This is a genomic window from Massilia sp. IC2-278 (assembly GCF_020708045.1).
In the GTDB taxonomy this organism is placed as follows: domain Bacteria; phylum Pseudomonadota; class Gammaproteobacteria; order Burkholderiales; family Burkholderiaceae_D; genus Telluria.
In genome coordinates this window covers 268,727-292,731 of the sequence record NZ_JAJFES010000002.1, presented here as the reverse complement: position 1 = coordinate 292,731, position 24,005 = coordinate 268,727, and the positions used below count along the sequence as shown (strand labels likewise).

The following is a 24,005-nucleotide window of genomic DNA, read 5'->3' as shown; positions in this document are numbered from 1 at the left end:
AGACGAAACCCGCGTATGTCGAATAACAGGAGCACAGCCGCATGTCGCAACACATTACCCCTCACGAAATCGAAGAACTCACCCCGCGTCAACGCATCTTCGCCATTGTCGGCGCCTCGTCCGGCAACCTGGTCGAATGGTTCGACTTCTACATCTACTCGTTTTGCGCGCTGTATTTTTCGGCCGCCTTTTTCCCGTCCGGTAACCCGACCACCCAGCTCTTGAACACGGCCGGCATCTTTGCCGCCGGCTTCCTGATGCGTCCGGTGGGCGGCTGGATGTTCGGCCGCATCGCCGACCGCTACGGCCGCAAGAACGCGATGATGATCTCGGTGCTGATGATGTGCGGCGGCTCGCTGATGATCGCGGTGCTGCCGACCTATGCCCAGATCGGCACCGCAGCGCCGGTCCTGCTGCTGCTGGCGCGCCTGTTCCAGGGCCTGTCGGTGGGCGGCGAGTACGGCACCAGCGCCACCTACATGAGCGAGGTGGCCGAACCGGGCAAGCGCGGCTTCTTCGCTTCCTTCCAGTACGTGACCCTGATCGGCGGCCAGCTGCTGGCGCTGCTGGTGCTGGTGATCCTGCAACAGCTGCTCAGCGACGCCGAACTGCGCGCCTGGGGCTGGCGCATTCCCTTCGTGCTGGGCGCCTGCGCGGCCCTGGTCTCGCTCTACCTGCGCCGTTCGCTCACGGAGACGACGAATGCCTCCGAGCGCAAGCGCAAGGAAGCCGGCAGCGTCGCCACGCTGCTGCGCGACCACCGCAAGGCCTTCATCACCGTGCTCGGCTTCACCGCCGGCGGCTCGCTGATCTTCTACACCTTCACCACCTACATGCAGAAATACCTGGTCAACACGGCCGGCATGGACGCCAAGACCGCCAGCGCCGTCATGACCGGGGTGCTCGTCATCTACATGTGCCTGCAGCCGATTTTCGGCGCGCTGTCCGACCGCATCGGCCGCAAGACCTCGATGATCTGGTTCGGCGCCCTGGCGGCGATTGCCACGGTGCCGATCATGATGGCGCTGCGCAGCGTCGACAGCCCGCTGATGGCCGGCGTGCTGATCGTCTGCGCGCTGACCATCGTCAGCCTGTACACCTCGATCGGCGGCCTGATCAAGGCCGAGATGTTCCCGGTCGAGGTGCGCGCGCTCGGCGTCGGCCTCTCGTACGCGGTGGCGAACGCGATCTTCGGCGGCTCGGCCGAATACGTGGCGCTGTGGTTCAAGCAGGCCGGGATGGAGTCGAACTTCTACTGGTACGTGAGCGCGATGTGCGCCGTGGCCTTCATCGTCGCCCTGCGCATGCCGGACCCGCAGAAGTCGGGGCTGCTGAAGTAAGCTGCTGAAGCCGGCCTGCCGAAGCAGGCAGGCCCGGGGTACATGCTGCGCTTCAGCGCAGCATGTCGATGTGCATGATCCCGTCTTCGTCGTAAGCGTCGGAGATGGTCTCGAAGCCGAAGTCCTGATAAAACTTTTCCAGGCGCTGCTGGGCCCCGATGCGGATGCGGTGGCCCGGATGCAGGGTTTCCGCATACTGGATGCCGTGCGCCACCAGCTCGCGGCCGACGCCCGAGCCGCGCACGTCGTTCGTGGTCAGGATGCGTCCGAGCGACATCTCGTCGTATTTCGCGCCCGGCGCCAGGCAGCGCAGGTAGGCCACCAGCACGCGCCGGCCGCCGATGTCGCGCCAGCCGAGCAGGTGATGGGCGTCGAGGTCGTAGCCGTCGATGTCCGGATACAGGCAAGTCTGTTCCAGCACGAATACCTGCTGGCGCTGGGCCAGCACTTCGTACAGCTGCGCGTTAGTCAGGTCGGCGAAGCTACACCACTGCCATTCGATCATGTGTCTTCCGATTCAAGAGTAAAAAATTCAGGCGGCCGTCTCGAAACCTTCGAGCACGTTGACCGTGTTGATGCCGACGTCGCCCGCCTGGCCGCCTTCGAGCACGAAGACGGCCGGCAGGCCGAGCCAGGCGATGCGCTCGCCGATGCGCAGGAAGTCTGCGCCCTGCAGGCCGAAGCCGCCGCCCGGTTCCGCCGCGGCGGTATTCACGCCAAGCGCGACGACCAGCGCTTCCGGCGCGAACATGCCGAGCCTGATGCAGGCCGTTTCCAGCGCCGCCATCCATTCCTGGGCATCGCTGCCTGGCGCCAGCGGCAGGTTGATGTTGTGGCCATGCCCGCCGCCGTCGCCGGTTTCGTCGGCATGGCCAACGAAATAGGGATAGGCGGCGCGCGGGTCGGCATGGAGCGATACGCACAGCACCTCGCCGCGGTTGTAGAAGATGCCCTGGGTGCCGTTGCCGTGGTGGTAGTCGAGGTCGAGGATCGCGACCCTCTTGAGACCATCGTCGAGCAGGTGCTGGGCGGCCAGGGCCGCGTTGTTCAGGTAGCAGCCGCCGCCGAAGAAATCGAAGCCGGCATGGTGGCCCGGCGGGCGGGTCAGGGCAAAGCTGCCGCGCTCGCCCAGGCGCAGCGCATGCGCCGCATTGATGGCGCAGTCGGCGCCGGTCTTCACCGCGTTCCAGGTGCCGCCCATCAGGGGCGTGGCGCTGTCCATCGAGTACAGGCCGAGGCGGCCGGCAAAGCTGTCCGGCTCGATGTCGCTGCGCATGGTGCGGATCGGCCAGCTGGCAGGCAGGGCGTCCTTGCCGGCATTGCCCGGGTCGAGGGCGGTCCACTCGCTCCAGGCGCTGCGCAGGAAATGCAGGTAGCGCGGGCTGTGCACCCGCTCCAGCGACACCAGCGGCACCCGGTGCGGCGTGACGATCTCGCCTAGCCCGCGCCGCTGCAGTTCCGCCAGCACCAGGCCGGCCCGTTCGAGCGTGTCACGACGAAGCGCCATGTCGCCGCGCCGGGTATCCGACCCGCGGTGCTGCGCATGGTGTTCGTTGTAAAAGGTGAGCAAGGCATCCCCGGTATCGACGGTCAGCTATGGTTACCGCACAGTGTACTGCTGTTGTACGCCGCCACGAAGTCGTCGAAGCTGCCGGTGTCGCTCTGCTCGATGATGGCCTGCTCGGCCAGCGAAGCGGCGGCCTGTTCGAGGAAAGCGGCTTCCTCGGCCGGCATCAGCGGGCTTTCGCGGAAGTATGCCGCGTGCAGCTGGCTCTGGCGCAGCCCGAAAGCGGCGGCCGAACCGAGGGCGCGCACTTCTTCCAGCACGCGCGCCGACGGCGTCTTGCCCGGGTCGGCGATCTTGGCCTTTTGCTGCTCGAGCGAGGCTTCGTGCACGCCCGGCTCGTTGTGCTCGGCGTCCAGCAGGCGCGCCAGCGGGCGGATGCGCTCGACCAGTTCGTCGGCCCATTCCAGCAGCGGCACTTCCTCGCCGTCGCGGGTCAGCGTCAGGCCCGGCTTGCGGCCTTCCTTCACGGTGCGTGCGAAGTTGCGCGCGTGGACCTGGCCTTCGGCGGCGCTGATCAGGGGGCTTTCGTCGAGCGCGCAGAACAGCAAAAAGGCGTCGAGGAAGCGGCCGGTCTCCAGGCTCACGCCCACCGGTTCGAACGGGTCGACGTCGAGACAGCGCACCTCGATGTACTGCACGCCGCGGTTGCACAGGGCCTGCACCGGACGCTCGCCGGTACGGATCACGCGCTTCGGACGGATGGTCGAGTAGTACTCGTTCTCGATCTGCAGCACGTTGGTCGACAGCTGCACCCACTCGCCATCCTTCTTGGTGCCGATCGCCTCGTAAGGCGCATACGGGCGGTTCACCGCGTCCATCAGGCTGGTGACGTAGCTTTCCAGGCTGTTCTCGTGCGGGCGCAGGCCGGACTGGGCATCGTTCTGGTAACCCAGGTCGCTCATGCGCAGGCTGGTGGCATGCGGCAGGTAGAGGGTGTCCGGCGACAGTTCCTCGAGGCCGTGCTCGCGCCCGCGCAGGAAGCTCTTGGTCAGCGTCGGCGAGGCGCCGAACAGATACATCAGCAGCCAGCTGTAGCGGCGGAAGTTGCGGATGGTGGCGATGTAGCTTTCCGATTGGAAGTCGCGCAGGGCATTGCGGCGTTCTTCCGCGACGCCCTCGTGCGTGCGCAGCAGTTCCCACAATTCCTCGGGCAGCGAGTAGTTGTAGTGGATGCCGGCGATGCATTGCATGGCCTTGCCGTAGCGCAGGGCCAGGCCGCGGCGGTACACGTGCTTGAGCATGCCGATGTTCGACTTGCCGTACCAGGCGATCTCGATCTCTTCTTCGGAGGGCAGTTCGCCCGGCATCGATTCGCTCCACAGCATCTCGTCGCCCAGTTTCGAGTAGGCGAAGCGGTGGATGGCGTCGAGGCGGTGCAGGGCCAGGCCGATGTCGTGCTCGGCCGGGGTAATGAACTCGAGCAGGGCCTCAGCGTAGTCGGTCGTGATCTGCGAATGGGTCAGGGCCGAGCCGAGCTGGACCGGATGAGGCGTGCGCGCGAGCTGGCCCTGGCGATCGATGCGCAGGGTTTCGCGTTCGATGCCGCGCAGGCCCTGGCCGAGCAGGCCACGGTGCGCGTCGTCGTCGAGCAGGGCCAGGCGGCGGGTCAGTTGGTTCGACACAGTGTTTCCTTTCTAATACTGCCTAATCAATTGGTGCAGAGAGTAACCGAAAATCGGACTGCGCGTCGGCGGACGCTGCATTTCCGAACCGCCAGGCGACGACTTGTGCACAGCTTGTATACAGCGTATCTACAGCATATCGACAGCCTGTCTACAGGCTGTTCACAGCCTTGTCTACCCCTTGCCCACAGTCTTGCTCACAGTCTTGTCCACAGGCACGGGAGGCGTGGCAGGGGTGGGAGAGGCCGGCGCGGATGCCGGTTTTCCAGCAGGTTTGTCGGCGGGTTTGTCGGCGGGTTTGTCGGCCGGCTTGTCCGCAGGCTTTTCAGCCGGCTTTTCGGCCGGCTTTTCGGTCGGCTTTTCGGTCGGCTTTTCTGCGGCCCTGGCCGGCGGCGTCAACGGGAAGGGGCCGGGTCCGGGCGGCGCGGCAGCCGGACCCGGCGTGGACGGCGGCGGCAGCAGGATCGGTCCCGGTCCGGCCGCCGGGGCGGGCGGCGCCAGCTGGGCGGCCAGCCATTGCCCCATCTCGTGTTCCAGCAGCGGCAGCGGCAGCGAACCCTGGCCGAGCAGCGCATCGTGGAAGCGGCGCAGGTCGAAGCGCGGCCCGAGCGCCGTTTGCGCCTTCTCGCGCAGCGCCTTGATGCGCAGCTGGCCGATCTTGTAGGCCAGGGCCTGGGCCGGCTGGGCGATGTAGCGGTCGACCTCGACGGCGTTGTCGGCGGCGGCGTTCGCGGTGTTCGCGTTCAGGTAGTCGATGGCCTGCTGGCGCGTCCAGCCCTGGGCGTGGATGCCGGTGTCGACCACCAGGCGCGCGGCGCGGAACATGTCGTCGTTCAGGTAGCCGAACCAGGAAAAGGCGTCCTTGAAGAAGCCGAGTTCCGGTCCCAGGCTTTCGGCATAGGTGGCCCAGCCTTCGCCGAAGGCTTCGTCCCAGCGGTGGCGGCGAAACGCCGGCAAGCCGCCCAGCGCCTGGGCGCGCGCCACCTGCAGGTGGTGGCCGGGCAGGGCTTCGTGCAGGGCCAGCGTCTCGACTTCCCACAGCGGCTGGCGGTCCAGGCGCGCCGTGTTCACTACCAGCGCGGCGCTGCGGCCTGGCGTGCCGGCCTCGTAGTAGGCCGCCACCTGGCCGGCGGCGCCTGCCTGGCCCAGCGGCTTGACGCCGATGCCCTCTTGCGGGACGGCGCCGAACAGCGCGGGCAGGCGCGCCTCGGCGCGGGCGATGGTGCGCCGGTAGCGCGCCAGCAGGCTGTCGGCACTGGCCGGGAACAGGCGCTTGTCGCTGCGTGCAAAGGCCAGGAATTGCGGCAGCGTGCCCTGGAACCCGGTGCGCTTGATGGCCTCGAGCATGGCGACGCGGATGCGCGCGACTTCCTTCAAGCCCAGCGCGTGGACCTCGGCGGGCGTGAGCTCGGTGCCGCCCGCCTGGCGCACCAGGAAGGCATAGTAGCCAGGACCGCCCGGCAGGCTGGCGGCGCCCAGCGATTCGCGCGCGGCCGGCAAATAATCGTTGCGGACGAAGTCTTCCAGCTTGCGCAGGGAGGGAGCGGCGCTGTTCTTCAGGGCGGCATTGCCGGCCGCGAGCAGCTGTTCCCGGACTTCGGGGTCGATGGTGGCGGGGATGCGTTTGAACGGCGCAGCCAGGGCGCCGTCCATCAAGCCATCGCGCATGTTGCGCAGCATGTCGGGCAGGGCGCGCACGCTGGCCTTCGGCGCGGTCCATCCTGTGCGCATGCCTTCGCGCAGCTGCTCGACCAGGCCGTCGACGTGGGCCGGCAATGCTTCCAGGCGGGCGATGTAGTTGCGGTAGTCTTCCTCGGTGGCGAAGGGCATCTGGGCGACCAGGCGCGGCAGGCGCACGTGCAGGCCGTCCCAGGCGCTGATCGGCTGCGGGTCGAAGGGGTGGAAGGCGAACAGGGCGAGCTGGCGCTCCTTGTCGGCGATGAAGAGGTCGAGCGAGAGGCGGTCCTGCGGGCCCAGGCCGTTACGGTCGATGGCGCGTGCTTCGCCCAGGGCGCTGCGGGCGTGGTCGAGGGCGGCCTTGCTGGCGGCCAGGGTGGTGTCGGACAGGCGCGCGTTGAAGCGCGCGTCGCCGAGCGTGGTGGCGTATTCGGGGTTGTGCTGCAGCTGCCATTCCCAGTCGCGCTCGAACAGCGCCCTGGCATCCTCCGGCGCACCGCGCGCCACGCTGTGGAAGAGCGCGGTGAACAGGACGAGGAGGGCGAATAGGCGGCGCATGGGGGAGGCGTGGTGGGGGTGTGAGCATTGTAGCAACGCGTGGGAGAGGGAGGCGCGCGGTGGGATGCCTTCGGGAGGCGTTGCGGTGTGCTGCTGTACTACAGCGTGGACTCGGGAGTCCACCCTACGAAACTCCGGACACCTGGTGGGTTGCCGCTGTTGTACCGCGTGGGTACAAGTGCCTTGCGCGGCCCGGCCCACCCTACAAATGCAGGGTTTCGTAGGGTGGACACCTGTGTCCACGCTGTCTCACCGAATGCTCAGCCGCGCCGCCCGCCGCTGACGCGCTCGATGCCCGCCAGGTCGCGCCAGCTCTGCGCTTCCAGGTAACCGGCGTCGGCCAACAAGGCGCGCACCGCCTCCGCCTGGTCGTAGCCATGCTCCAGCAGCAGCCACCCGCCCGGCGTCAGGTGCGTGGCCGCGCCCGCGATAATCGTCCGCAAATCCGACAAGCCATCCGCATGGTCGGTCAGCGCATCGGCCGGCTCGAAGCGCAAATCGCCCTGCGCCAGGTGCTCGTCGCCGGAAGCGATGTAGGGCGGGTTCGACACCACCAGCTCGAAGGTTTCATCTTCCAGCGCCGCGAACCAGTCACTGCGCAGGAAGCGCACCCGCGCGCCATTCGCCTCGGCATTCGAGCGCGCCACCGCCAGTGCTTCCTCGCTGACGTCGAGCGCCGTTACCTGCGCATCGGGCCGCGTATGCGCCACCGCCACCGCGATCGCGCCGCTGCCGGTGCCCATGTCGAGCATGCGTGCCTGCGCCGGCAAGCGTTCGAGCGCCAGTTCGACAATCAGTTCGGTGTCCGGACGCGGAATCAGCACCGCCGGCGTAACACGGAAAGGCAGCCCGAAGAATTCGCGCTGGCCGACGATGTAGGCGATCGGCTCGCCGCCGATGCGGCGCCCGACCAGGGCCGACAAACGCGCCGCTTCTTCCCCGGTGAGCTGGCGCTCGGACTGCGTGATCAGGCCCACGCGCGTGATGCCCAGCGCGTGGCACAGCAGGATGCGGTTTTCCAGCGGATCGAGGGGCAGGCCCGCCTGCAGGGACCCGATGCTGGCGCCGGCGGCAATCATCGTGCGCGCCGCACCAGTACCCAGACCAGGGTAACGGTCAGCAGCACGAACCACACCGCCGACCACTGCGGGATCGACAGGCCGAACAAGCCGTCGGTGGCGTTCTCGCACAGGCCGTCGGCCTGGAACAGCCAGGGCAGCAGGGTCGCGGTGGGGATCTTGTTCAGCATGGTCTCCATCGGGTCGATGCCGCAGGAGAAGCCGGGATTGGCCAGCACGTACAGGTGCTTGCCGACCACGCCCAGGCCACCCAGGGCCGCCAGCAGGGCCACGCCGGCGCCCGCCTTGATCTTGCCGGCAAACGCGCCAATCAATGCGGCGATGCCGACCGCCAGGAACAGGTAGCGCTGGATCACGCACAGCGGGCAGGGCAGCATGTCGTGGGCGTGCTGCAAATACAGGGCGGCGCCGATCAGCGCGAAGCTGACCGCGGCGACGATCAGGAGGACGGTACGGGAAGCGGGCATGCGGTTCGGCTCTCGATGGTCAGGAAACAGGGGCGATTCTCGCACGAAGGCCAGGACCGCAGGGCTGTATTTTCACATTGGCAACTTAGTGCGGACTTAATTCCCGCCTCGCTCTCCGCTCAGTCGCCCAGCGCCGCCAGCAGTTCGGCCTGGTGCTCGGCGGCCAGCGCATTCGTCAGTTCCGCCAGGTCGCCATCCATGATGAAGTCGAGTTTATACAGCGTCAGGTTGATGCGGTGGTCGGTCAGGCGGCCCTGCGGGAAGTTGTAGGTGCGGATGCGCTCGCTGCGGTCGCCCGAGCCGATCAGGCTCTTGCGGGTGGCCGCTTCCTTCGATTGCTGCTCGCGCAGCTGCACGTCCTTGATGCGCGCGGCCAGCACCTTCATCGCCTGCGCCTTGTTCTTGTGCTGGCTGCGGTCGTCCTGGCATTCGACCACGATGCCGGTCGGCAGGTGCGTGATGCGCACCGCGGAGTCGGTCTTGTTGATGTGCTGCCCGCCCGCGCCCGACGCCCGATAGGTGTCGATGCGCAGGTCGGCCGGGTTGATGTCCACGTCCTCGACTTCGTCGGCTTCCGGCATCACGGCCACGGTGCAGGCCGAGGTATGGATGCGGCCTTGCGTTTCGGTGGCCGGCACGCGCTGCACGCGGTGGCCGCCCGACTCGAACTTCAGCTTCGAGTAGGCGCCGTTGCCGACCACGCGCACGATCACTTCGCGGTAGCCGCCGAGATCGGACGCCGATTCGGAGACCATCTCCACCTGCCAGCGGTTGCGCTCCGCGAAGCGCGTGTACATGCGCAGCAGGTCGCCCGCGAACAGGGCCGATTCGTCGCCGCCGGTGCCGGCGCGGATCTCGAGGAAGATGTTGCGCTCGTCGTTCTCGTCTTTCGGGAGCAGCATCTTCTGCAGGTCGAGGTCGAGTTCCGCCAGGCGCGCCTTGGCTGCCTCGATCTCTTCTTGCGCGAACTCCTTCATGTCGGGATCGGCCAGCATCTCCTGGGCCGCGGCGATGTCGCCATTCGCCTCACCGTACTGCTTGTAGACGTCGACCAGCGGCGCCAGTTCGGCGCGCTCGCGCGTCATCTTGCGGTAGCTGTCCATGTTGGCGGTGGCGCCTTCGGACATCAGGAGTTCGTCGAGTTCGACCAGGCGATTCGCCAGTTGGTCGAGCTTGGCCAGCATCGATGGTTTCATGGGCTCTTGTTGGATACGTGTACGGGAGCGCACGAGGGCGCGGGGAAGCGCCCGCATGCCGGGCGCGCAATACGGGAGGGCCGCTAACGGCGGCCGCGGAACAGCTGGGGCAAGAGGCTGGCCAGGCGCGCACGTTCGTCGCCCTGGGCGCGGTGCAGCGCCTGTTGCGGGCCATGCAGGAACTTGGCGGTCAGGCCTTTCGACAGCGCTTCCAGCACGGCGTCGACGTCTTCGCCGCGCGCCAGCAGCTTGCGCGCGCGTTCGAGTTCGCCCAGGCGCAAGGCCTCGCTGGACTCGTGCAGGTCCTGGATCACCGGCACCATGGCGCGGTCGCCGACCCAGTGCATGAAGGAGGCGACGCGGTTCTCGATGATGGCTTCGGCCTGGGCCACGGCGGCCTGGCGGCTTTCCATCCCGGTCTGCACCACCTGCGCCAGGTCGTCGACGGTGTACAGGAACACGTCGTCGAGGCGCGCGACTTCGGGTTCGATGTCGCGCGGGACGGCCAGGTCGGCCATGAACACCGGGCGGTGGCGGCGCGCCTTGATCGCGCGTTCGACCAGGCCCAGGCCCAGCAGCGGCAGGGTCGAGGCGGTGCAGGACACCACGATGTCGAAGCGCGGCAGCTGCTCGGGCAAGTCGGCCAGGCGGATCGCGCGGGCGTTCAGGCGCGTGGCCAGCGATTCGCCGCGCTCCATGGTGCGGTTGGCGATCGTGATCGACTTCGGATTCTGGGCCGCGAAGTGGGCCGCGCACAGCTCGATCATTTCGCCGGCGCCGATGAACAGCACGTGCTGGTCGGCGATGCGGTCGAAGATGCGCTGCGACAGGCGCACGCAGGCGGCGGCCATCGACACGCTGTGGGCGCCGATCTCGGTGGTAGTGCGTACTTCCTTCGCCACCGCGAAGCTGCGCTGGAACAGCTGGTGCAGATAGGTGCCCAGGCCCCCGGCTTCCTCGGCGGTGCGCACCGCATCCTTCATCTGGCCGAGGATCTGCGGCTCGCCCAGCACCATCGAATCGAGACCGGAGGCGACGCGGAAGGCGTGGCGCACAGCTTCGTCCTGCGGCAGCATGTAGAGGTGGGGGCGCAGCTCGGCGTAGTTGAGCGCGTGGTAGTGGGCCAGGAACTGGGCCGAGGCGTCGAGCGGATCGGGCACGCCGCTAGCCGCATACAGCTCGGTGCGGTTGCAGGTGGAGAGGATCGCGGCTTCATCGCTGCCGCGGCGCTCGAGCTGGCCGAAGCGGCCGAACCATTCGCGCGCGGACTGCACGGCACGCCCGAGCTGCTCCGGGCCGAGCGCGAGCTGTTCGCGCAGCGCGACCGGTGCAGTCGTGTGATTCAGGCCAACGGCGAGCAGTTGCATTTCAAGACAGGGCGGTGGGAGGGGATGGGGAGATTATACCCTTATGGGCGCAGGGTTTCATGGGACCCCAAGATCGTTGGCAATGCTTTAACCGTGACGCTGATCAGGCTCGAAACGCTAGCCGTAGGGTGGGTACCCCGTGCCCACGCGGAACGATGAGCAGCGCTAACAATGTTTTCATCGTGTATCACGCCGCCAGTCAGCGTATCCTGATGATCATTTGGATACGCCTGCTTGTATTCGCTGGCGCTTTCCAAACAACGTCAACACGACCCCGCCATACGGTTCACGCCGCCTTACGCCCCAAGCTTTTCGAGGCGATAGCCATAACTGTACACCGGCACCAGCCTGAACCCATTCTCCGGACGCAGTGCCAGTTTATTGCGCACGCGCGACACGTGGGTATCCATGGTGCGCGAAGGCACGGCCGTTTCGCGCACCCACACCGACTCATGGATATAAGCACGCGACAGCGGCCGGCCGATGTTGCGGAAGAACAGCAGGGCCAGGTAAAACTCTTTCTGGGTGACGTCGATGACGCTGCCATCCTTCAGCAAGCGGCCCGGGCGGGTCTCGAACACATAAGGGCCGAACTGCAATTGTTCGGTGCCGGTCTGGGCCGGGTAAGCACGGCGCAGCAGGGCGGAAACGCGCGCCACCAGTTCGCCGCGGCGCAGCGGTTTCACCACGTAGTCGTCGGCGCCGGCATCCATGCCGGCCACGATGTCGTCCTCAGCGCCGCTGCCCACCAGGAACATCGCCGGTGCATCGGGCACCATCTTTTCCTTGGCGCGGCGCAGGATGTCCGCCGCTTCGCCGTCGCCCGCCGGCCAGTCCATGATCAATAAATCGGTGCTGTCCTTGCGCATCTGGCTCAGCATTTCCCTGCCGCCATCGAAGGACTGGCAGCTGTGTCCGGCAGAGCTGAGCACCTGGCAAATCAGGTCGGCTTGGCTACGGTCATTGTCAAGGACAGCTATTTTCATGGCGGCACACTGTTGTCAAAAATAACATGTAGGAGCAATCCTACATCGTTAAACCGACTATAGCAGACTTTGACAAAATAATGCTACGCGTTAACTTCCAATTTTTTGCCGAAAGGTATTGTTGAGCAGGAAAGCTGTTAACGTTTCACTCGTGCTTCACTCTATAAGCGCTCAATTTCGACAGTTTTCAGAAAGCTGCTTAACAACCACAACATGCGGCAGAAACACAACATAATCGACGAAAAAGGCCACGAATTCACAATTCCTTTGTAAATCGCTCAACAATTCAGCGAGCAATTCCTGCGCTCATCCGTACCGGTAAAGTCCGAAAAAGTGAAATCTGTGAAATGTGAATATTCCGAAAAAACCGGAATGCGCCAGATTGTATGTACGCGAATTGCGACTATTGGTAACGAATGGGGGACATGCTGCGCGGCCTCGGAATAACGCGGCAGGCGGTCGGGATGGCGGCGGGGTAACGGGCGGGCGCCCGGGAGGGGAGAGTCAGCCCGTCCGGCTGGCGGACGGGCTGCAGGGGGGAGATCAGGCGTCCGGCAGCACCACGTTCACGTCGAGCACTTCCAGGTTGCCCTGGCGGTCGAGCGAAATCTTGATGTCGTCGGCATTCACCTTGGTGTACTTCGAGATGACTTCGATCAGCTCGCGGTGCAGGGCCGGCAGGAAGTCCGGGCCGGTGCGGTTGGTGCGCTCGCGGGCAATGATGATTTGCAGCCGTTCCTTGGCCGCGTTCGCGCTCTTCTTCTTTTCGGGGAACAGGAATGAGAGCAATGCCATGTCACTTGGTCCCAAAGATGCGTTGCAGCAGGCCCGGCTTTTCGTAGGTCGTGAAGCGCAGCGGACGCTCTTCGCCCAGGAAGCGCGCCACCACGTCCTCGTAGGCTTCGGCCACGTCGGTGCCCTTGAAGTGGATCGCCGGGTTGCCCTGGTTCGAGGCGTGCAGCACCGATTCCGATTCCGGGATGATGCCGATCAGCGGAATGCGCAGGATTTCCTGCACGTCCTGGTAGGACAGCATTTCGTCGTTCTCGACGCGGCGCGGCGAGTAGCGGGTGATCAGCAGGTGTTCCTTGACCGGCTCGCCGCCGCTCTGGGCGCGGCGCGACTTGGCCTGCAGGATGCCGAGGATGCGGTCGGAATCGCGCACCGACGACACTTCCGGATTGGTCACGATCAGCGCCTCGTCGGCGAAGGTCAGGGCCATCAGCGCGCCGTGCTCGATGCCGGCCGGCGAATCGCAGATGATGTATTCGAAGTCCATCTTGACCAGCTCGTTGAGCACGCGCTCGACGCCTTCTTCGGTGAGGGCGTCCTTGTCGCGCGTCTGCGAGGCCGGCAGGATGAACAGGTTGTCGCAGTGCTTGTCCTTGATCAGGGCCTGGTTCAGCGTCGCTTCGCCATTGATCACGTTGACCAGGTCGTACACCACGCGGCGTTCGCAGCCCATGATCAGGTCGAGGTTGCGCAGGCCGACGTCGAAGTCCAGCACCGCGGTCTTGTGGCCGCGCAGGGCCAGGCCGGTCGAAAAGCTGGCGCTCGAGGTGGTCTTGCCCACACCGCCCTTGCCGGACGTCACAACAATAATTCTTGCCACAAAAATGTCCTTTACAGTAACTGGTCAGTGCTGCTTACACGCGGGCCGGCGCCGGGGTCAGCGATGATATATCGATCCGGTCGCCAACCAGGCGGATTTGGGCCGGCTGGCGTGCCAGCTCGGCCGGGAAACCTTCGTCGAAAGTACGGTACACGCCGGCGATCGACACCAGCTCGGGCTGCAGCGACAGGCCGAAGATGCGCGAGCTGGCATTGCCCGAGGCGCCGGCCAGGGCGCGCCCGTGCATCGGCGCGTACACGTGGATGCTGCCGTCGGCAATGATCTCGGCGCCATTGTTCACCACCGCGGTGATGATCAGGTCGCAGCCGCGCGCATACACGCGCTGGCCGGCGCGCACCGGGGTGTCGACGATCAGGGCCGGGATCGGCGCGGCCGGAGCCGGCGCCGGCGTTGGCGCGGGGGCAGGGATCGGCGCCGGCGCAGGGGCCGGCGCAAAGCTCACGGCCGTGGCCGCCGTGGCAGCCGCCACGTCTTCGCGGGCACGGTCGGCGCCGGCGCCGTCGTCGAGCGCCAGGCCCAGCGCCTTGACGGCCTCGGCCATCTCGGGCGTGGCGCCGCGCACGGCCACCGCGTTCAGGCGGTACTTCTTGAGCAGGTCGACCAGGGCGCGCCAGTCGAGGTAAGCGGTCTCGCCGGCGATCGCGCCGACGTCGATGACGGCGAATTCGTCTTCGAAAAAGTCCGACACGCCGCCGGTCATCTGCTTCAGGGCCGCGTCGATCGCGATCGGATCGGACGAATGCAGGATCGCCGAGATAGCGACAACCGTCGAGATCTTGATTTCGATGGGCAGGCTGGACGGGCTTTTCGACATAAACAATTCTGGTTGGCTATAGCCCGTGCATTCTACTGTGAAATTTGCTGAAAAGGACAGCATTTCACCATCATTCCTATAGGCAATTGGGGATGCCGGCATGTTCCGGATTTTGCCCAGCGTAACGGGAAAAATACCGGGCGTCGCCCCTCCGGCAATACAGGTTGTTTTCCGTGGATAAGCTGATAAGATTGATTTAGATCAAACGAAAACGCAGCCTCGAAAATTAACATGCGGAGCTTGCGCCGGGTCCAACCCGCGGCAACGCCAAGGCGCGGCCCGCCTTTTGCAGTTGTGTTCGCCATTGGATGTGTTCGCCAATGGCCCATCATTGGCCGCATCGCCGCCCATCAACCCTGGCCCAGCCAGATACCGGAGACAAGCATGGAAGACGTCGTCATCGTAGCAGCAGGCCGTACACCGGTCGGCAAATTCGGCGGCTCGCTCGCCAAGATTCCCGCCGCCGAGCTCGGCGCCCACGTGATCCGCCAGCTGCTGGCGAAAACCGGCATCGACCCGGCCAGCATCAGCGAAGTCATCCTGGGGCAAGTGCTGACCGCCGGCGTCGGCCAGAACCCGGCGCGCCAGGCCGCGCTGAAAGGCGGGCTGCCCGACATGGTGCCTGCCTATACCATCAACAAGGTCTGCGGCAGCGGCCTGAAGGCCACCCATCTCGCCACCCAGGCCATCCGCTGCGGCGACGCCCAGATCGTCATTGCCGGCGGCCAGGAAAACATGAGCGCCTCGCCGCACGTGCTGCCGAACTCGCGCGACGGCTTCCGCATGGGCGACACCAAGCTGGTCGACACCATGATCGTCGACGGCCTGTGGGACGTCTATAACCAGTACCACATGGGCGTCACCGCCGAGAACGTCGCGCGCAAGTACGACATCTCGCGCGCCGAGCAGGACGAGTTCGCGCTGCAGTCGCAGCTGAAGGCCGAGGCCGCCGTCAAGGAAGGCCGCTTCAAGGACGAGATCATCCCGGTGGAAATCCCGTCGAAGAAGGGCGCCGTCGTGTTCGATACCGACGAATACCCGAAACACGGCAGCACTCTCGAGGCACTGTCGAGCTTGCGCCCCGCTTTCAATAAAGAAGGTACAGTCACGGCCGGCAACGCGTCGGGCATCAACGACGGCGCCGCCGCGGTCATCATGATGAGCGCCTCGAAGGCGCGCGAGCTCGGCCTGACCCCGCTGGCGCGCATCAAGGCCTATTCGTCGGCCGGCCTGGACCCGAGCATCATGGGCATGGGCCCGGTATCGGCCTCGCGCCTGTGTCTGCAAAAGGCCGGCTGGACCCACGAAGACGTGGACCTGATGGAAATCAACGAGGCCTTCGCCGCGCAGGCGATTGCCGTCAACAAGGAAATGGGCTGGGACACGTCGAAGATCAACGTCAACGGCGGCGCCATCGCCCTGGGTCACCCGATCGGTGCCTCGGGTGCGCGCGTGCTGGTGACCTTGCTCCACGAAATGGCGCGCCGCGACGCCAAGCGTGGCCTGGCCAGTTTGTGCATCGGTGGGGGGATGGGTGTGGCGCTGGCGGTCGAGCGTGACTGATTACAACTGATCGCAAAGAGCAGCAACAGGTAGTTCTAAAAGCGACGGACAAAAAACTAGGAGAAGACAATGGCTAGAGTGGCATTAGTAACCGGCGGCATGGGCGGCCTGGGCGAAGCAATCTGCATCAAGCTGGCCGCACTGGGATATACGGTGGTCACCACGCACTCGCCGGGCAGCACCAAGGCGGAAAGCTGGCTGGCCGGCATGCGCGAGCAGGGCTACAACTTCAAGGCCTATGCCTGCGACGTGGCCGACTACGAGTCGGCGGCGGCCTGCGTGAAGCAGATCGAGCAGGAAGTCGGCCCGGTCGACGTGCTGGTCAACAACGCCGGCATCACGCGCGACATGACCTTCAAGAAAATGGACAAGGTGAACTGGGACATGGTCATGAAGACCAACCTGGATTCCGTGTTCAACATGACCAAGCCGGTCTGCGACGGCATGGTCGAGCGTGGCTGGGGCCGCATCATCAACATCTCGTCGGTGAATGGCCAGAAGGGCGCCTTCGGCCAGACCAACTACTCGGCCGCGAAAGCCGGCATGCACGGCTTCTCCAAAGCGCTGGCGCTGGAAGTGGCGCGCAAGGGCGTGACCGTGAACACCATCTCGCCGGGCTACATCGGCACCAAGATGGTCATGGACATCCCGAGCGACGTGCTGGAAACCAAGATCGTGCCGCAGATTCCGATGGGCCGCCTGGGCAAACCGGAAGAAGTGGCCGGCTTGGTGGCTTACCTGTCGTCGGACGAAGCAGCTTTTGTCACCGGCGCGAATATCGCGATCAATGGCGGGCAGCACATGTCTTGATTGGGAGTGTGCTCCGTTGCGAAAGCACCGCTGCGGCTTCGGCCGGGCGGTGCTTTTTTGTTTAGTGACTGAAATCAGGGCAGCTTTTGGACGGCGTCAATCAACGCAGCGACCTGTTCAATCAGCTCATCGACGAAACCCGAAGTGACATCGAGATCGCCTTCATACTCGGCAAGATTACGCTTTCTGTGAGCCTGGTCGAGCAGGCGCCATTGTTCAGCTGTAAATCCAACCGTATGTTCCAGGCACTGGAACACGATGTAGCGGTTTTCGCTGCGGTAGCCATGTGCGCGGAGCGCCGCCAGAGCGGCTGCATGCGCAGCGTTATAGGCGAGATCGAAACGACCTACCAACGACAGTTGGGGATCCGCGAATCCTGCAGGCGTTCGACGGCCGAACGCAATAAACCGGCGCGCTCATTGGCATCGGGCGCTTCAACTTTGAGCTGTCCGATCTTCGACAGGTTCGCTAATTTGGGCGAGCTCACGTTCCGCCCCCTTTATGAACAATTTCGGCTTGGCGAGTACACGCAGTATAACGGAGCGGCGCTCGCGCACCCTTTGAACAAATTCGTCGGGAGTGTAAAGCGTGGGATTGATGGTACGGCCGAGCTCTGCCTGTGCCGGAGCCAGGATGCGCAGCAATTGCGCGTTCGACAGCGACGCGGTAATCACCATCACATCGATGTCACTAGTGGCGTGCTCGGTGCCTTCCGCAACCGATCCGTATACGAATGCAAAGTCGATTTGCTCCAGCACCGGCTCAAGCGCATTGCGCAAGACGTCGGTAACACCCAGGGTCTTGCGAACAATGGCACGTATTTCTTCGAAGATTGGGCATGCCGGATTAGCGCGGTAGTGTTTCTGGTTACCGATACGTTCAATCGATACCAAGCCTGCCTTTTCCATACGAAGCAGCTCACGCTGTACGGCGCCTGTTCCGATTCCTGCCATGGCGATCAGCTCGTTTGCGTAAAACGACCGATCAACATGGCCGAACAGTATCCTCAGCAATCGCTGCTGCGTAGAAGTGAACAGAAAATCGAGCATCATACCCATTTTGGGAATGATAGTACCCAAAATGGGAACGGTCAAACGTTCTACTCAAAAGCGCGGCCAATCCGCCGCATTGCTTGTATCCTGCACTGAACCCCACCTTAACGCCGCCGCTATGGAACCCAGCGACACCGCTTCCGTCATCGTTCTCCCCAAACAACTGCGCTACGAGCACTTCGTGCGCCGCGTGGCCGCCACCGGCGAAGTCTGGGGCCTGTACCAGGACGGCTGGGCGATCGGCAAGACCGACGATGGCGCACTGGTCTTCCCGATGTGGCCGACGGCCGAGCTGGCCCAGCAGTGCGCCGTGCTCGAATGGACGGGTTACGAACCGCATGCCTTTGCATTGAGCGAGCTGCTCGGGGAATTGCTGCCGCAGCTGGAAGACGATGGCGTGCTGCCGGGCATTACCTATACACCGGACGAATACGGGCTGACGCCGTCCCACGCCACACTGCGCGCCGACCTCGAATGGCGGATGCGCCAGCACGGCGAACACCCAGCATCTACCCCTACCGAATAACACGACACCATGCACACGCTGCCACACGACGGCCTGGCCCTGGCCAGCCTGGATGAACAATTGTTGAGTCCAGGTAACAAAGGTTTGCCCATCACGGAGCCGCTGCGCCAGGGCGCGATCGGCGTGCAGGGCTGGAACGTGCTGCATGCCGATACCAGCTTCCCGGTCGCCGTGCTGAAAACGGCTGCACTGAAGCACAACCTGGACTGGATGCGCGCTTTTTGCGAACGCCACGGCGTGCTGCTGGCGCCGCATGGCAAGACCACGATGAGTCCGCAGCTGTTCGGTGCCCAGCTCGCCAACGGCGCCTGGGGCATCACCCTGGCCAGCGCCACCCAGGTACAGGTCGCGCACCGCTTCGGCGTACGGCGCGTCTTATTGGCTAATCAATTGATCGCACCAGCCGACATCCGCGCCATCCTGGCCCTGCTGCGCGGCGACCCGGATTTCGCCTGCGTGGTGCTGGCCGATTCGCTGGCCGGCGTGGCGCGGCTGGCGCAGGCGGTCGAGGCCCATCCCTTGCAGCGTCCGCTGCCGGTACTGGTCGAGCTGGGCCTGACGGGAAAACGCGCCGGTTGCCGCACGCCGGAGGAGGCGCTGACGGTGGCGCGTGCCATCGCCGGCGCGCCCGGTCTGCTGCTGGCCGGCTTCGAGGGTTACGAAGGCTTGCTGGTCACCGACGACCGCGAGTCCGACTTGAGCGCTGTCGATGCATTCCTGGCGCAACTGGTGGCGCTGGCGCAAAGCGCCGACGACGAAGGCCTGTTCACGGGCACGGAGATCCTGCTCTCGGCCGGCGGCTCGTCGTATTTCGACCTGGTGGCGCGCGGCTTCGCCAGGGCGGGCAGCCTGTCGAAACCGGTAAAGGCCATCCTGCGCAGCGGCTGCTACCTGACGAGCGACCACGGCCTGTACGAACGCCATATCCATGAACTGAATGCGCGCGAAGACGAAGAGGAGGGCCTGCGTCCGGCGCTGGAAGTGTGGTCCATGGTGCAGTCGCGCCCCGAGCCAACGCTGGCGATCCTCACCATGGGCAAGCGCGACGCTTCCCACGACGCCGGCCTGCCCGTGCCATTGGCCTGGCACCGCCCGGGGCCGGGTGTACCGCACCCCATCCCCGAAGGCGCGGCCATCGTCAAGATGAACGACCAGCACGCCTACCTGCGCCTGCCCGAGGGCCACCCGCTGTGCCGCGAACTGGCCGTGGGCGACCTGGTCGGCTGCGGCATTTCGCACCCGTGCACGACCTTCGACAAGTGGAAACTGCTGCTCGAAGTGGACGACGATTACGCCGTGCGTGGCGCCATCAACACCTTCTTCTGAAAGCGGGGGGCGGTAGGCTACAATTCTTGCTCGACCTTCAAGAGAGCCGCCATGCCCGCCACCCCGTCGTCGCTGTTCCCCCCGATTCAACCGCTGCGCCACGGCATGCTCGCGGTCGACGCGCTGCACACGATTTATTGGGAAGAGGTAGGCAACCCGAACGGCATCCCGGTGCTGTTCCTGCACGGCGGCCCCGGCGCCGGCCTGTCGCCCCAGCACCGCCGCTTCTTCGACCCGCAAGCCTACCGCGTGATCCTGTTCGACCAGCGCGGCGCCGGCAAATCCACGCCGCTGGGCGAGTGGCGCAACAACACCACGCAATTGCTGATCGAGGATATCGAGCGCCTGCGCGTGATGTTCGGCATCTCGCAGTGGCTGGTGTTCGGCGGCTCCTGGGGCTCGACCCTGGCGCTGGCCTATGGCCAGGCGCATCCGGAACGCTGCCTCGGTTTTGTCTTGCGCGGGATTTTCCTGTGCACGCAGGCCGAAGTCGACTGGTTCCTGCACGGCGTGCAGTGGTTCTACCCCGAGCTGTACGATGAATTCATCGAACCGATCCCGCAAAGCGAACGCGGCGAGCTGCTGCAGGCTTATGCGCGGCGCCTGCTGTGCGACGATCCGGCCGTGTTCTGGCCGGCGGCGCGCGCCTGGAGCCGCTTCGAGGGCCGGCGCGTGTTCCTGCTGCCGCAGGAAGAAGAGCAGCCGTCGGACACGCTCGACCTCGGCGTGGGCCGCCTGGAAGCCCACTACATGGCGAACGGTGCCTTCCTCTCGGAAGACCAGCTGGTGCGCAACATCGGCCGTATCGCCCATCTGCCGGCCGTGATCGTGCAGGGCAGGTATGACGTGATCTGCCCGCCGCTGTCGGCGCACCGCCTGTACAAGGCCTGGCCTGGCGCGAAGATGCGCATGATTCCCGACGCCGGCCACGGCGCGCTGGAGACGGGCATCGCGCGCGCGCTGGTCGGGGCCACCGAGCAGTTCAAGCGCAACCGGCGTTTCGATTGACGATTTCCGCTTCCACGCGCCTGCTACACTACGCCTGACACACCCACAACGCCAAGAAACGTGTTCCCATGAATATCCAGATTAGCGACATCGGCCACATGATCCAGCTGGCGATCGCGCCCGTGTTCCTGCTGACCGGCGTGGCGACCAAGCTGACGGTGCTGACCAACCGCCTGGCCCGCATCATCGACCGCACGCGCGTGCTGGAAGACCGGCTGCACATCGCCGCCAACGACGAGTACACCGAAGAACTCGAAGTCCTCTACCAGCGCTCGCACCTGATCAACTACGCCATCACCTCGAGCACCTTCTGCGGCTTTCTGGTGTGCCTGGTGATTGCGATGCTGTTCCTGGGCGACTCCACCAACATCAAGCTCGACAAGTACATCGCCGCCTCCTTCGTGCTGGCGATGGGTGGCCTGATCAGCAGCTTCGTCTTTTTCCTGCGCGAGATCTTCATCTCCTCGCGCTTCATGCGCATGCGCCACGACGCCAGCCTGGTGCCGCCGGTGCGCCGCGCCCAACCATAGAATCGAGTACCACCACATGCACGACTACCAGCGCCCACCCACCTTGCACAGCTACGGCATGCGCAGCGACCTCGAGCAGGCGCTCACGGCCGGAAAATTCACGCTGCTGCCGTCCGGCGGTTTCCTGTCCCTGTCGTTCTCGCGCGAATGGAACAAGAACCTGTTCGAGATCCTGTCGCCGGCCGACTGCTGCCTGGTGATCCACAACACCGAGGAATTCGGCGAACGCCTGCACCGCGCCGTGCAGCGCGCGCTGCCTAACTGGGCCGGCATCGACGGCGCCATCGAATACGGTTCGCGCTCGCCACTGGGCGCCGCGTTCACCAAGAGCCCGGGCCAGGCGCGCGAGAAGGAATGGCAGTTCGCCTGGCGCTCGATGTCGCCGGGTGCGAGCTTGAATCCGGTTGTCGTGCGCATCGGCAGCATCGAGCAGTTTGCCGAGTTGCGGGCGCCGGAGAGCCATTTGGTGTAAGTGGTTTGCACAGGTACGACCGCGTGGGCACAAGTGCCCACCCTACCGCCATAGCGTAGGGTGGGTCGGTCCGCGTGCGGCTCGAACCCACCACAACAAGGCACGCACATCGAAAACCAGCCGTTGTAGGGTGGGCACTCGTGCCCACGCGGTACAACGCTCGCACATCGAAAACGAAGCAACGTTTAGAACCCCCTCTCCACGGATTCACGGTCTAATGCCGTGATGACCACCACCGCCTACCCCCACCTGCTGCAGCCCCTCGACCTCGGCTTCACCACCCTGAAGAACCGCGTGATCATGGGCTCGATGCACACCGGCCTCGAAGACCGCTTCTACAACTACGGCAAGCTCGCCGCCTTCTACCGCGAGCGCGCGGCCGGCGGCGTCGGGCTGATCGTCACCGGCGGCATTTCGCCGAACCGGCAAGGCTGGCTGCTGCCCATGGGCGGCACCCTGAACTTCCTCGGCGACGTGCCGAACCACCGCCGCGTCACGCGCGCCGTGCACGAGGAGGGCGGCAAGATCCTGCTGCAGATCCTGCACGCCGGCCGCTACGGCTACCAGCCCTTCGTGGTGTCGGCCTCCGATAAAAAATCGCCGATCTCGCCCTTCAAGCCACGGGCCCTGAGCGAACGCGGCATCGAGTCCACCATCCGCGCCTATGCGCGCTGTGCGAAGCTGGCAAAACAGGCCGGCTACGACGGCGTCGAGGTAATGGGCAGCGAAGGCTACCTGCTGAACCAGTTCCTGTGCGCGCGCGTGAACAAACGCGAGGACCGATGGGGCGGCCCGATCGAGAACCGCATGCGCCTGGCGCTGGAAGTCGTGCGCCGCATCCGCCAGGCCGTCGGGCCTGACTTCATCATCATGTACCGCCATTCGGTGCTCGACCTGGTCGAAGGCGGCAACACCTGGGACGAAGTGGTGACCGTGGCGCGTGCGCTGGAAGCGGCCGGCGTCACCATCCTGAACACGGGTTACGGCTGGCACGAGGCGCGCGTGCCGACCATCGTCACCTCGGTGCCGCGCGCGGCCTTTGCCGGCGTGGCCGGGCGGCTGCGGGAGGAGGTAGGCATTCCGGTAGTGGCCTCGAACCGCATCAACATGCCGCGCGAGGCCGAAGAGGTGCTGGCGCGCGGCGACGCCGACATGGTGTCGATGGCGCGCCCCTTCCTGGCCGATGCCGCCTTTGTCGCGAAAGCCGCGAGCGGCCGCGTCGACGAGATCAACACCTGCATCGGCTGCAACCAGGCTTGCCTCGACCACACCTTTGCCAACAAGCGCGCCAGCTGCCTGGTCAATCCGCGCGCCTGCCACGAGACCGAACTGGTGTACGCAAGGACCGGCAAGCCGCGCCGCATCGCCGTGGTCGGCGCCGGGCCTGCGGGTTTGTCGGCGGCCACCGTGGCGGCCGAGCGCGGGCACGCGGTCACCTTGTTCGAAGCCTCGAGCCGCATCGGCGGCCAGTTCAACGTGGCCATGCAGGTCCCCGGCAAGGAAGAATTCGCCGAGACCATCCGCTACTTCGGGCGCAAGCTGGAGACGACCGGCGTAAACGTGCAACTGAACCGCCGCGTCACGCGCGAGGAACTGCTGGACGGGGCTTTCGATGAGGTGATCGTCGCCACCGGCGTGCGTATGCGCAAACCTGCGATTCCCGGCATCGAGCACCCGAAAGTGCTGTCCTACCTCGAGGTCCTGCGCGACAAGGCGCCCGTGGGCAAGCGCGTGGCCATCATCGGCGCCGGCGGCATCGGTTTCGATACCGGCGAATTCCTGCTGCACGACCCCGAGCATCCGCTGCCGCAGCCGGTGGCCACCTGGACCGGCGAATGGGGTGTCGATCTGAAGGTGGGCACGCCGGGCGGGCTGGTAAAACCAGTACCGGCCCATCCCTTCCGCCAGCTCTGGCTCCTGCAGCGCAAGACCACGCGTCCCGGCGCGGGACTCGGCAAAACCTCGGGCTGGGTGCACCGCGCGGCCCTGCAGCGCGGCGGCGCGACCATGCTGGCCGGCGTGCAGTACGACCGCATCGACGACGCCGGCCTGCATATCACGGTCGGCGGCGAGCAGAAGCTGCTGGAAGTGGACAACGTGGTGATCTGCGCGGGGCAGGAGAGCCTGGACGAGCTGACGGCGCCGGGTGCGGCCGGCGGCCCGGCCTTCCACAAGATCGGCGGCGCCGTGCTGGCGGCCGAGCTGGATGCGAAACGGGCGATCCGCGAAGGGGCGGAGCTGGCGGCGCGCTTGTAACGGGTGCGTCTCTGCAGGCTTGGGTTGGACGCGTGGACGGGGAACCCGTCCACCCTACGGGCGCCGTCAGCCGGAAAGCATTGGGCAAAAAAAATGGACCGCAAGCGGTCCATTTGTCGTTTCGGCCGGCGGCCGGCGTGCTTACTTCTTGCGCAC

23 protein-coding genes are annotated in these 24,005 nt (G+C 65.4%); 9 read left to right on the top strand and 14 right to left on the bottom strand.

What is annotated here, in order from left to right; genetic code table 11:
- Positions 1-41: 41 nt before the first annotated feature.
- Positions 42-1,340, top strand: coding sequence for an MFS family transporter (locus LK540_RS06165; protein WP_229436171.1), 1,299 nt, complete (start codon positions 42-44; stop codon positions 1,338-1,340).
- 52 nt (positions 1,341-1,392) lie between these two features.
- Here the strand turns inward: LK540_RS06165 and LK540_RS06160 are convergent, their stop codons facing one another.
- The 12 genes from LK540_RS06160 to minC form a co-directional block, all read right to left on the bottom strand.
- Positions 1,393-1,845 (bottom strand): GNAT family N-acetyltransferase, encoded by a 453-nt coding sequence (locus LK540_RS06160; protein WP_229436170.1) that lies wholly within the window; start codon positions 1,843-1,845, stop codon positions 1,393-1,395.
- A 27-nt stretch (positions 1,846-1,872) separates the two neighbouring features.
- Positions 1,873-2,910 (bottom strand): histone deacetylase family protein, encoded by a 1,038-nt coding sequence (locus LK540_RS06155; RefSeq protein WP_229436169.1) that lies wholly within the window; start codon positions 2,908-2,910, stop codon positions 1,873-1,875.
- A gap of 20 nt (positions 2,911-2,930) precedes the next feature.
- Positions 2,931-4,529 carry a glutamate--cysteine ligase gene (gene gshA / locus LK540_RS06150; protein ID WP_229436168.1) on the bottom strand — a complete coding sequence of 533 codons (1,599 nt, stop codon included), beginning with the start codon at positions 4,527-4,529 and terminating at the stop codon, positions 2,931-2,933.
- Positions 4,530-4,703: 174 nt separating this feature from the next.
- Positions 4,704-6,764, bottom strand: coding sequence for a DUF885 family protein (locus LK540_RS06140; RefSeq protein WP_267498690.1), 2,061 nt, complete (start codon positions 6,762-6,764; stop codon positions 4,704-4,706).
- 260 nt (positions 6,765-7,024) lie between these two features.
- Positions 7,025-7,843, bottom strand: coding sequence for a peptide chain release factor N(5)-glutamine methyltransferase (gene prmC, locus LK540_RS06135; RefSeq protein ID WP_229436167.1), 819 nt, complete (start codon positions 7,841-7,843; stop codon positions 7,025-7,027).
- Entirely contained in the window at positions 7,840-8,310 is a 471-nt protein-coding gene (locus tag LK540_RS06130; RefSeq protein ID WP_229436166.1) for a disulfide bond formation protein B, read from the bottom strand. Before LK540_RS06130 ends, prmC begins: the two co-directional genes overlap by 4 nt.
- Positions 8,311-8,429: 119 nt before the next feature.
- On the bottom strand, positions 8,430-9,506 hold the full coding sequence (gene prfA, locus LK540_RS06125) for a peptide chain release factor 1 (protein WP_229436164.1): 1,077 nt from the start codon (positions 9,504-9,506) through the stop codon (positions 8,430-8,432).
- Between the two features lie 83 nt (positions 9,507-9,589).
- On the bottom strand, positions 9,590-10,873 hold the full coding sequence (gene hemA, locus LK540_RS06120; protein WP_229436162.1) for a glutamyl-tRNA reductase: 1,284 nt from the start codon (positions 10,871-10,873) through the stop codon (positions 9,590-9,592).
- Positions 10,874-11,169: 296 nt separating this feature from the next.
- Positions 11,170-11,859, bottom strand: coding sequence for a response regulator transcription factor (locus LK540_RS06115; protein WP_229436161.1), 690 nt, complete (start codon positions 11,857-11,859; stop codon positions 11,170-11,172).
- Positions 11,860-12,402: 543 nt separating this feature from the next.
- The gene (gene minE / locus LK540_RS06110) at positions 12,403-12,654 is read right to left on the bottom strand and encodes a cell division topological specificity factor MinE (RefSeq protein WP_056340553.1); all 252 of its coding nucleotides are present in this window, start codon (positions 12,652-12,654) and stop codon (positions 12,403-12,405) included.
- Between the two features lies 1 nt (position 12,655).
- Positions 12,656-13,471, bottom strand: coding sequence for a septum site-determining protein MinD (gene minD / locus LK540_RS06105; RefSeq protein ID WP_229436160.1), 816 nt, complete (start codon positions 13,469-13,471; stop codon positions 12,656-12,658).
- 34 nt (positions 13,472-13,505) lie between these two features.
- Positions 13,506-14,306, bottom strand: coding sequence for a septum site-determining protein MinC (minC, locus tag LK540_RS06100; RefSeq protein ID WP_229436157.1), 801 nt, complete (start codon positions 14,304-14,306; stop codon positions 13,506-13,508).
- Positions 14,307-14,690: 384 nt separating this feature from the next.
- Here minC and LK540_RS06095 point away from each other — a divergent pair, with 384 nt between their 5' ends.
- Positions 14,691-15,869: an acetyl-CoA C-acetyltransferase gene (locus tag LK540_RS06095; RefSeq protein WP_229436155.1), complete on the top strand. Its 1,179-nt coding sequence runs from the start codon at positions 14,691-14,693 to the stop codon at positions 15,867-15,869.
- 69 nt (positions 15,870-15,938) lie between these two features.
- A complete protein-coding gene (phbB, locus tag LK540_RS06090; RefSeq protein WP_229436153.1) occupies positions 15,939-16,679 on the top strand; it encodes an acetoacetyl-CoA reductase in 741 nt (246 codons plus the stop codon).
- Positions 16,680-16,753: 74 nt separating this feature from the next.
- Here the strand turns inward: phbB and LK540_RS06085 are convergent, their stop codons facing one another.
- Both LK540_RS06085 and LK540_RS06080 read right to left on the bottom strand, forming a co-directional pair.
- Positions 16,754-17,032, bottom strand: coding sequence for a hypothetical protein (locus tag LK540_RS06085; RefSeq protein WP_229436152.1), 279 nt, complete (start codon positions 17,030-17,032; stop codon positions 16,754-16,756).
- An 81-nt stretch (positions 17,033-17,113) separates the two neighbouring features.
- Positions 17,114-17,731 carry a nucleotidyltransferase domain-containing protein gene (locus LK540_RS06080; protein WP_229436150.1) on the bottom strand — a complete coding sequence of 206 codons (618 nt, stop codon included), beginning with the start codon at positions 17,729-17,731 and terminating at the stop codon, positions 17,114-17,116.
- 118 nt (positions 17,732-17,849) lie between these two features.
- Here LK540_RS06080 and LK540_RS06075 point away from each other — a divergent pair, with 118 nt between their 5' ends.
- The 6 genes from LK540_RS06075 (at position 17,850) to LK540_RS25240 (ending at position 23,849) form a co-directional block, all read left to right on the top strand.
- The gene (locus LK540_RS06075; protein WP_229436149.1) at positions 17,850-18,257 is read left to right on the top strand and encodes a DUF2750 domain-containing protein; all 408 of its coding nucleotides are present in this window, start codon (positions 17,850-17,852) and stop codon (positions 18,255-18,257) included.
- A 9-nt stretch (positions 18,258-18,266) separates the two neighbouring features.
- Positions 18,267-19,583: an amino acid deaminase gene (locus LK540_RS06070; RefSeq protein WP_229436147.1), complete on the top strand. Its 1,317-nt coding sequence runs from the start codon at positions 18,267-18,269 to the stop codon at positions 19,581-19,583.
- A 51-nt stretch (positions 19,584-19,634) separates the two neighbouring features.
- Complete coding sequence (pip, locus tag LK540_RS06065) at positions 19,635-20,591, top strand: prolyl aminopeptidase (protein WP_229436145.1); 957 nt, start codon at positions 19,635-19,637, stop codon at positions 20,589-20,591.
- Between the two features lie 68 nt (positions 20,592-20,659).
- Positions 20,660-21,121: a DUF2721 domain-containing protein gene (locus LK540_RS06060; protein WP_229436144.1), complete on the top strand. Its 462-nt coding sequence runs from the start codon at positions 20,660-20,662 to the stop codon at positions 21,119-21,121.
- Positions 21,122-21,137: 16 nt separating this feature from the next.
- Positions 21,138-21,593, top strand: coding sequence for a hypothetical protein (locus LK540_RS06055; RefSeq protein ID WP_229436143.1), 456 nt, complete (start codon positions 21,138-21,140; stop codon positions 21,591-21,593).
- Positions 21,594-21,818: 225 nt separating this feature from the next.
- Positions 21,819-23,849, top strand: coding sequence for an NADPH-dependent 2,4-dienoyl-CoA reductase (locus LK540_RS25240; protein WP_267498712.1), 2,031 nt, complete (start codon positions 21,819-21,821; stop codon positions 23,847-23,849).
- Positions 23,850-24,005: the final 156 nt, after the last annotated feature.

Bases quoted from the DNA above. Each gene is read 5' to 3' on its own strand.
- LK540_RS06165 (WP_229436171.1), top strand. From the start codon at position 42: ATGTCGCAACACATTACCCCTCACGAAATCGAAGAACTCACCCCGCGT.
- hemA (WP_229436162.1), bottom strand. From the start codon at position 10,873: ATGCAACTGCTCGCCGTTGGCCTGAATCACACGACTGCACCGGTCGCG.
- LK540_RS25240 (WP_267498712.1), top strand. From the start codon at position 21,819: ATGACCACCACCGCCTACCCCCACCTGCTGCAGCCCCTCGACCTCGGC.
- LK540_RS06130 (WP_229436166.1), bottom strand. From the start codon at position 8,310: ATGCCCGCTTCCCGTACCGTCCTCCTGATCGTCGCCGCGGTCAGCTTC.
- LK540_RS06095 (WP_229436155.1), top strand. From the start codon at position 14,691: ATGGAAGACGTCGTCATCGTAGCAGCAGGCCGTACACCGGTCGGCAAA.
- LK540_RS06075 (WP_229436149.1), top strand. From the start codon at position 17,850: ATGGAACCCAGCGACACCGCTTCCGTCATCGTTCTCCCCAAACAACTG.
- prfA (WP_229436164.1), bottom strand. From the start codon at position 9,506: ATGAAACCATCGATGCTGGCCAAGCTCGACCAACTGGCGAATCGCCTG.
- pip (WP_229436145.1), top strand. From the start codon at position 19,635: ATGCCCGCCACCCCGTCGTCGCTGTTCCCCCCGATTCAACCGCTGCGC.
- LK540_RS06080 (WP_229436150.1), bottom strand. From the start codon at position 17,731: ATGATGCTCGATTTTCTGTTCACTTCTACGCAGCAGCGATTGCTGAGG.
- minE (WP_056340553.1), bottom strand. From the start codon at position 12,654: ATGGCATTGCTCTCATTCCTGTTCCCCGAAAAGAAGAAGAGCGCGAAC.
- LK540_RS06060 (WP_229436144.1), top strand. From the start codon at position 20,660: ATGAATATCCAGATTAGCGACATCGGCCACATGATCCAGCTGGCGATC.
- prmC (WP_229436167.1), bottom strand. From the start codon at position 7,843: ATGATTGCCGCCGGCGCCAGCATCGGGTCCCTGCAGGCGGGCCTGCCC.
- LK540_RS06140 (WP_267498690.1), bottom strand. From the start codon at position 6,764: ATGCGCCGCCTATTCGCCCTCCTCGTCCTGTTCACCGCGCTCTTCCAC.
- LK540_RS06115 (WP_229436161.1), bottom strand. From the start codon at position 11,859: ATGAAAATAGCTGTCCTTGACAATGACCGTAGCCAAGCCGACCTGATT.
- phbB (WP_229436153.1), top strand. From the start codon at position 15,939: ATGGCTAGAGTGGCATTAGTAACCGGCGGCATGGGCGGCCTGGGCGAA.
- LK540_RS06070 (WP_229436147.1), top strand. From the start codon at position 18,267: ATGCACACGCTGCCACACGACGGCCTGGCCCTGGCCAGCCTGGATGAA.
- minC (WP_229436157.1), bottom strand. From the start codon at position 14,306: ATGTCGAAAAGCCCGTCCAGCCTGCCCATCGAAATCAAGATCTCGACG.
- LK540_RS06160 (WP_229436170.1), bottom strand. From the start codon at position 1,845: ATGATCGAATGGCAGTGGTGTAGCTTCGCCGACCTGACTAACGCGCAG.
- LK540_RS06055 (WP_229436143.1), top strand. From the start codon at position 21,138: ATGCACGACTACCAGCGCCCACCCACCTTGCACAGCTACGGCATGCGC.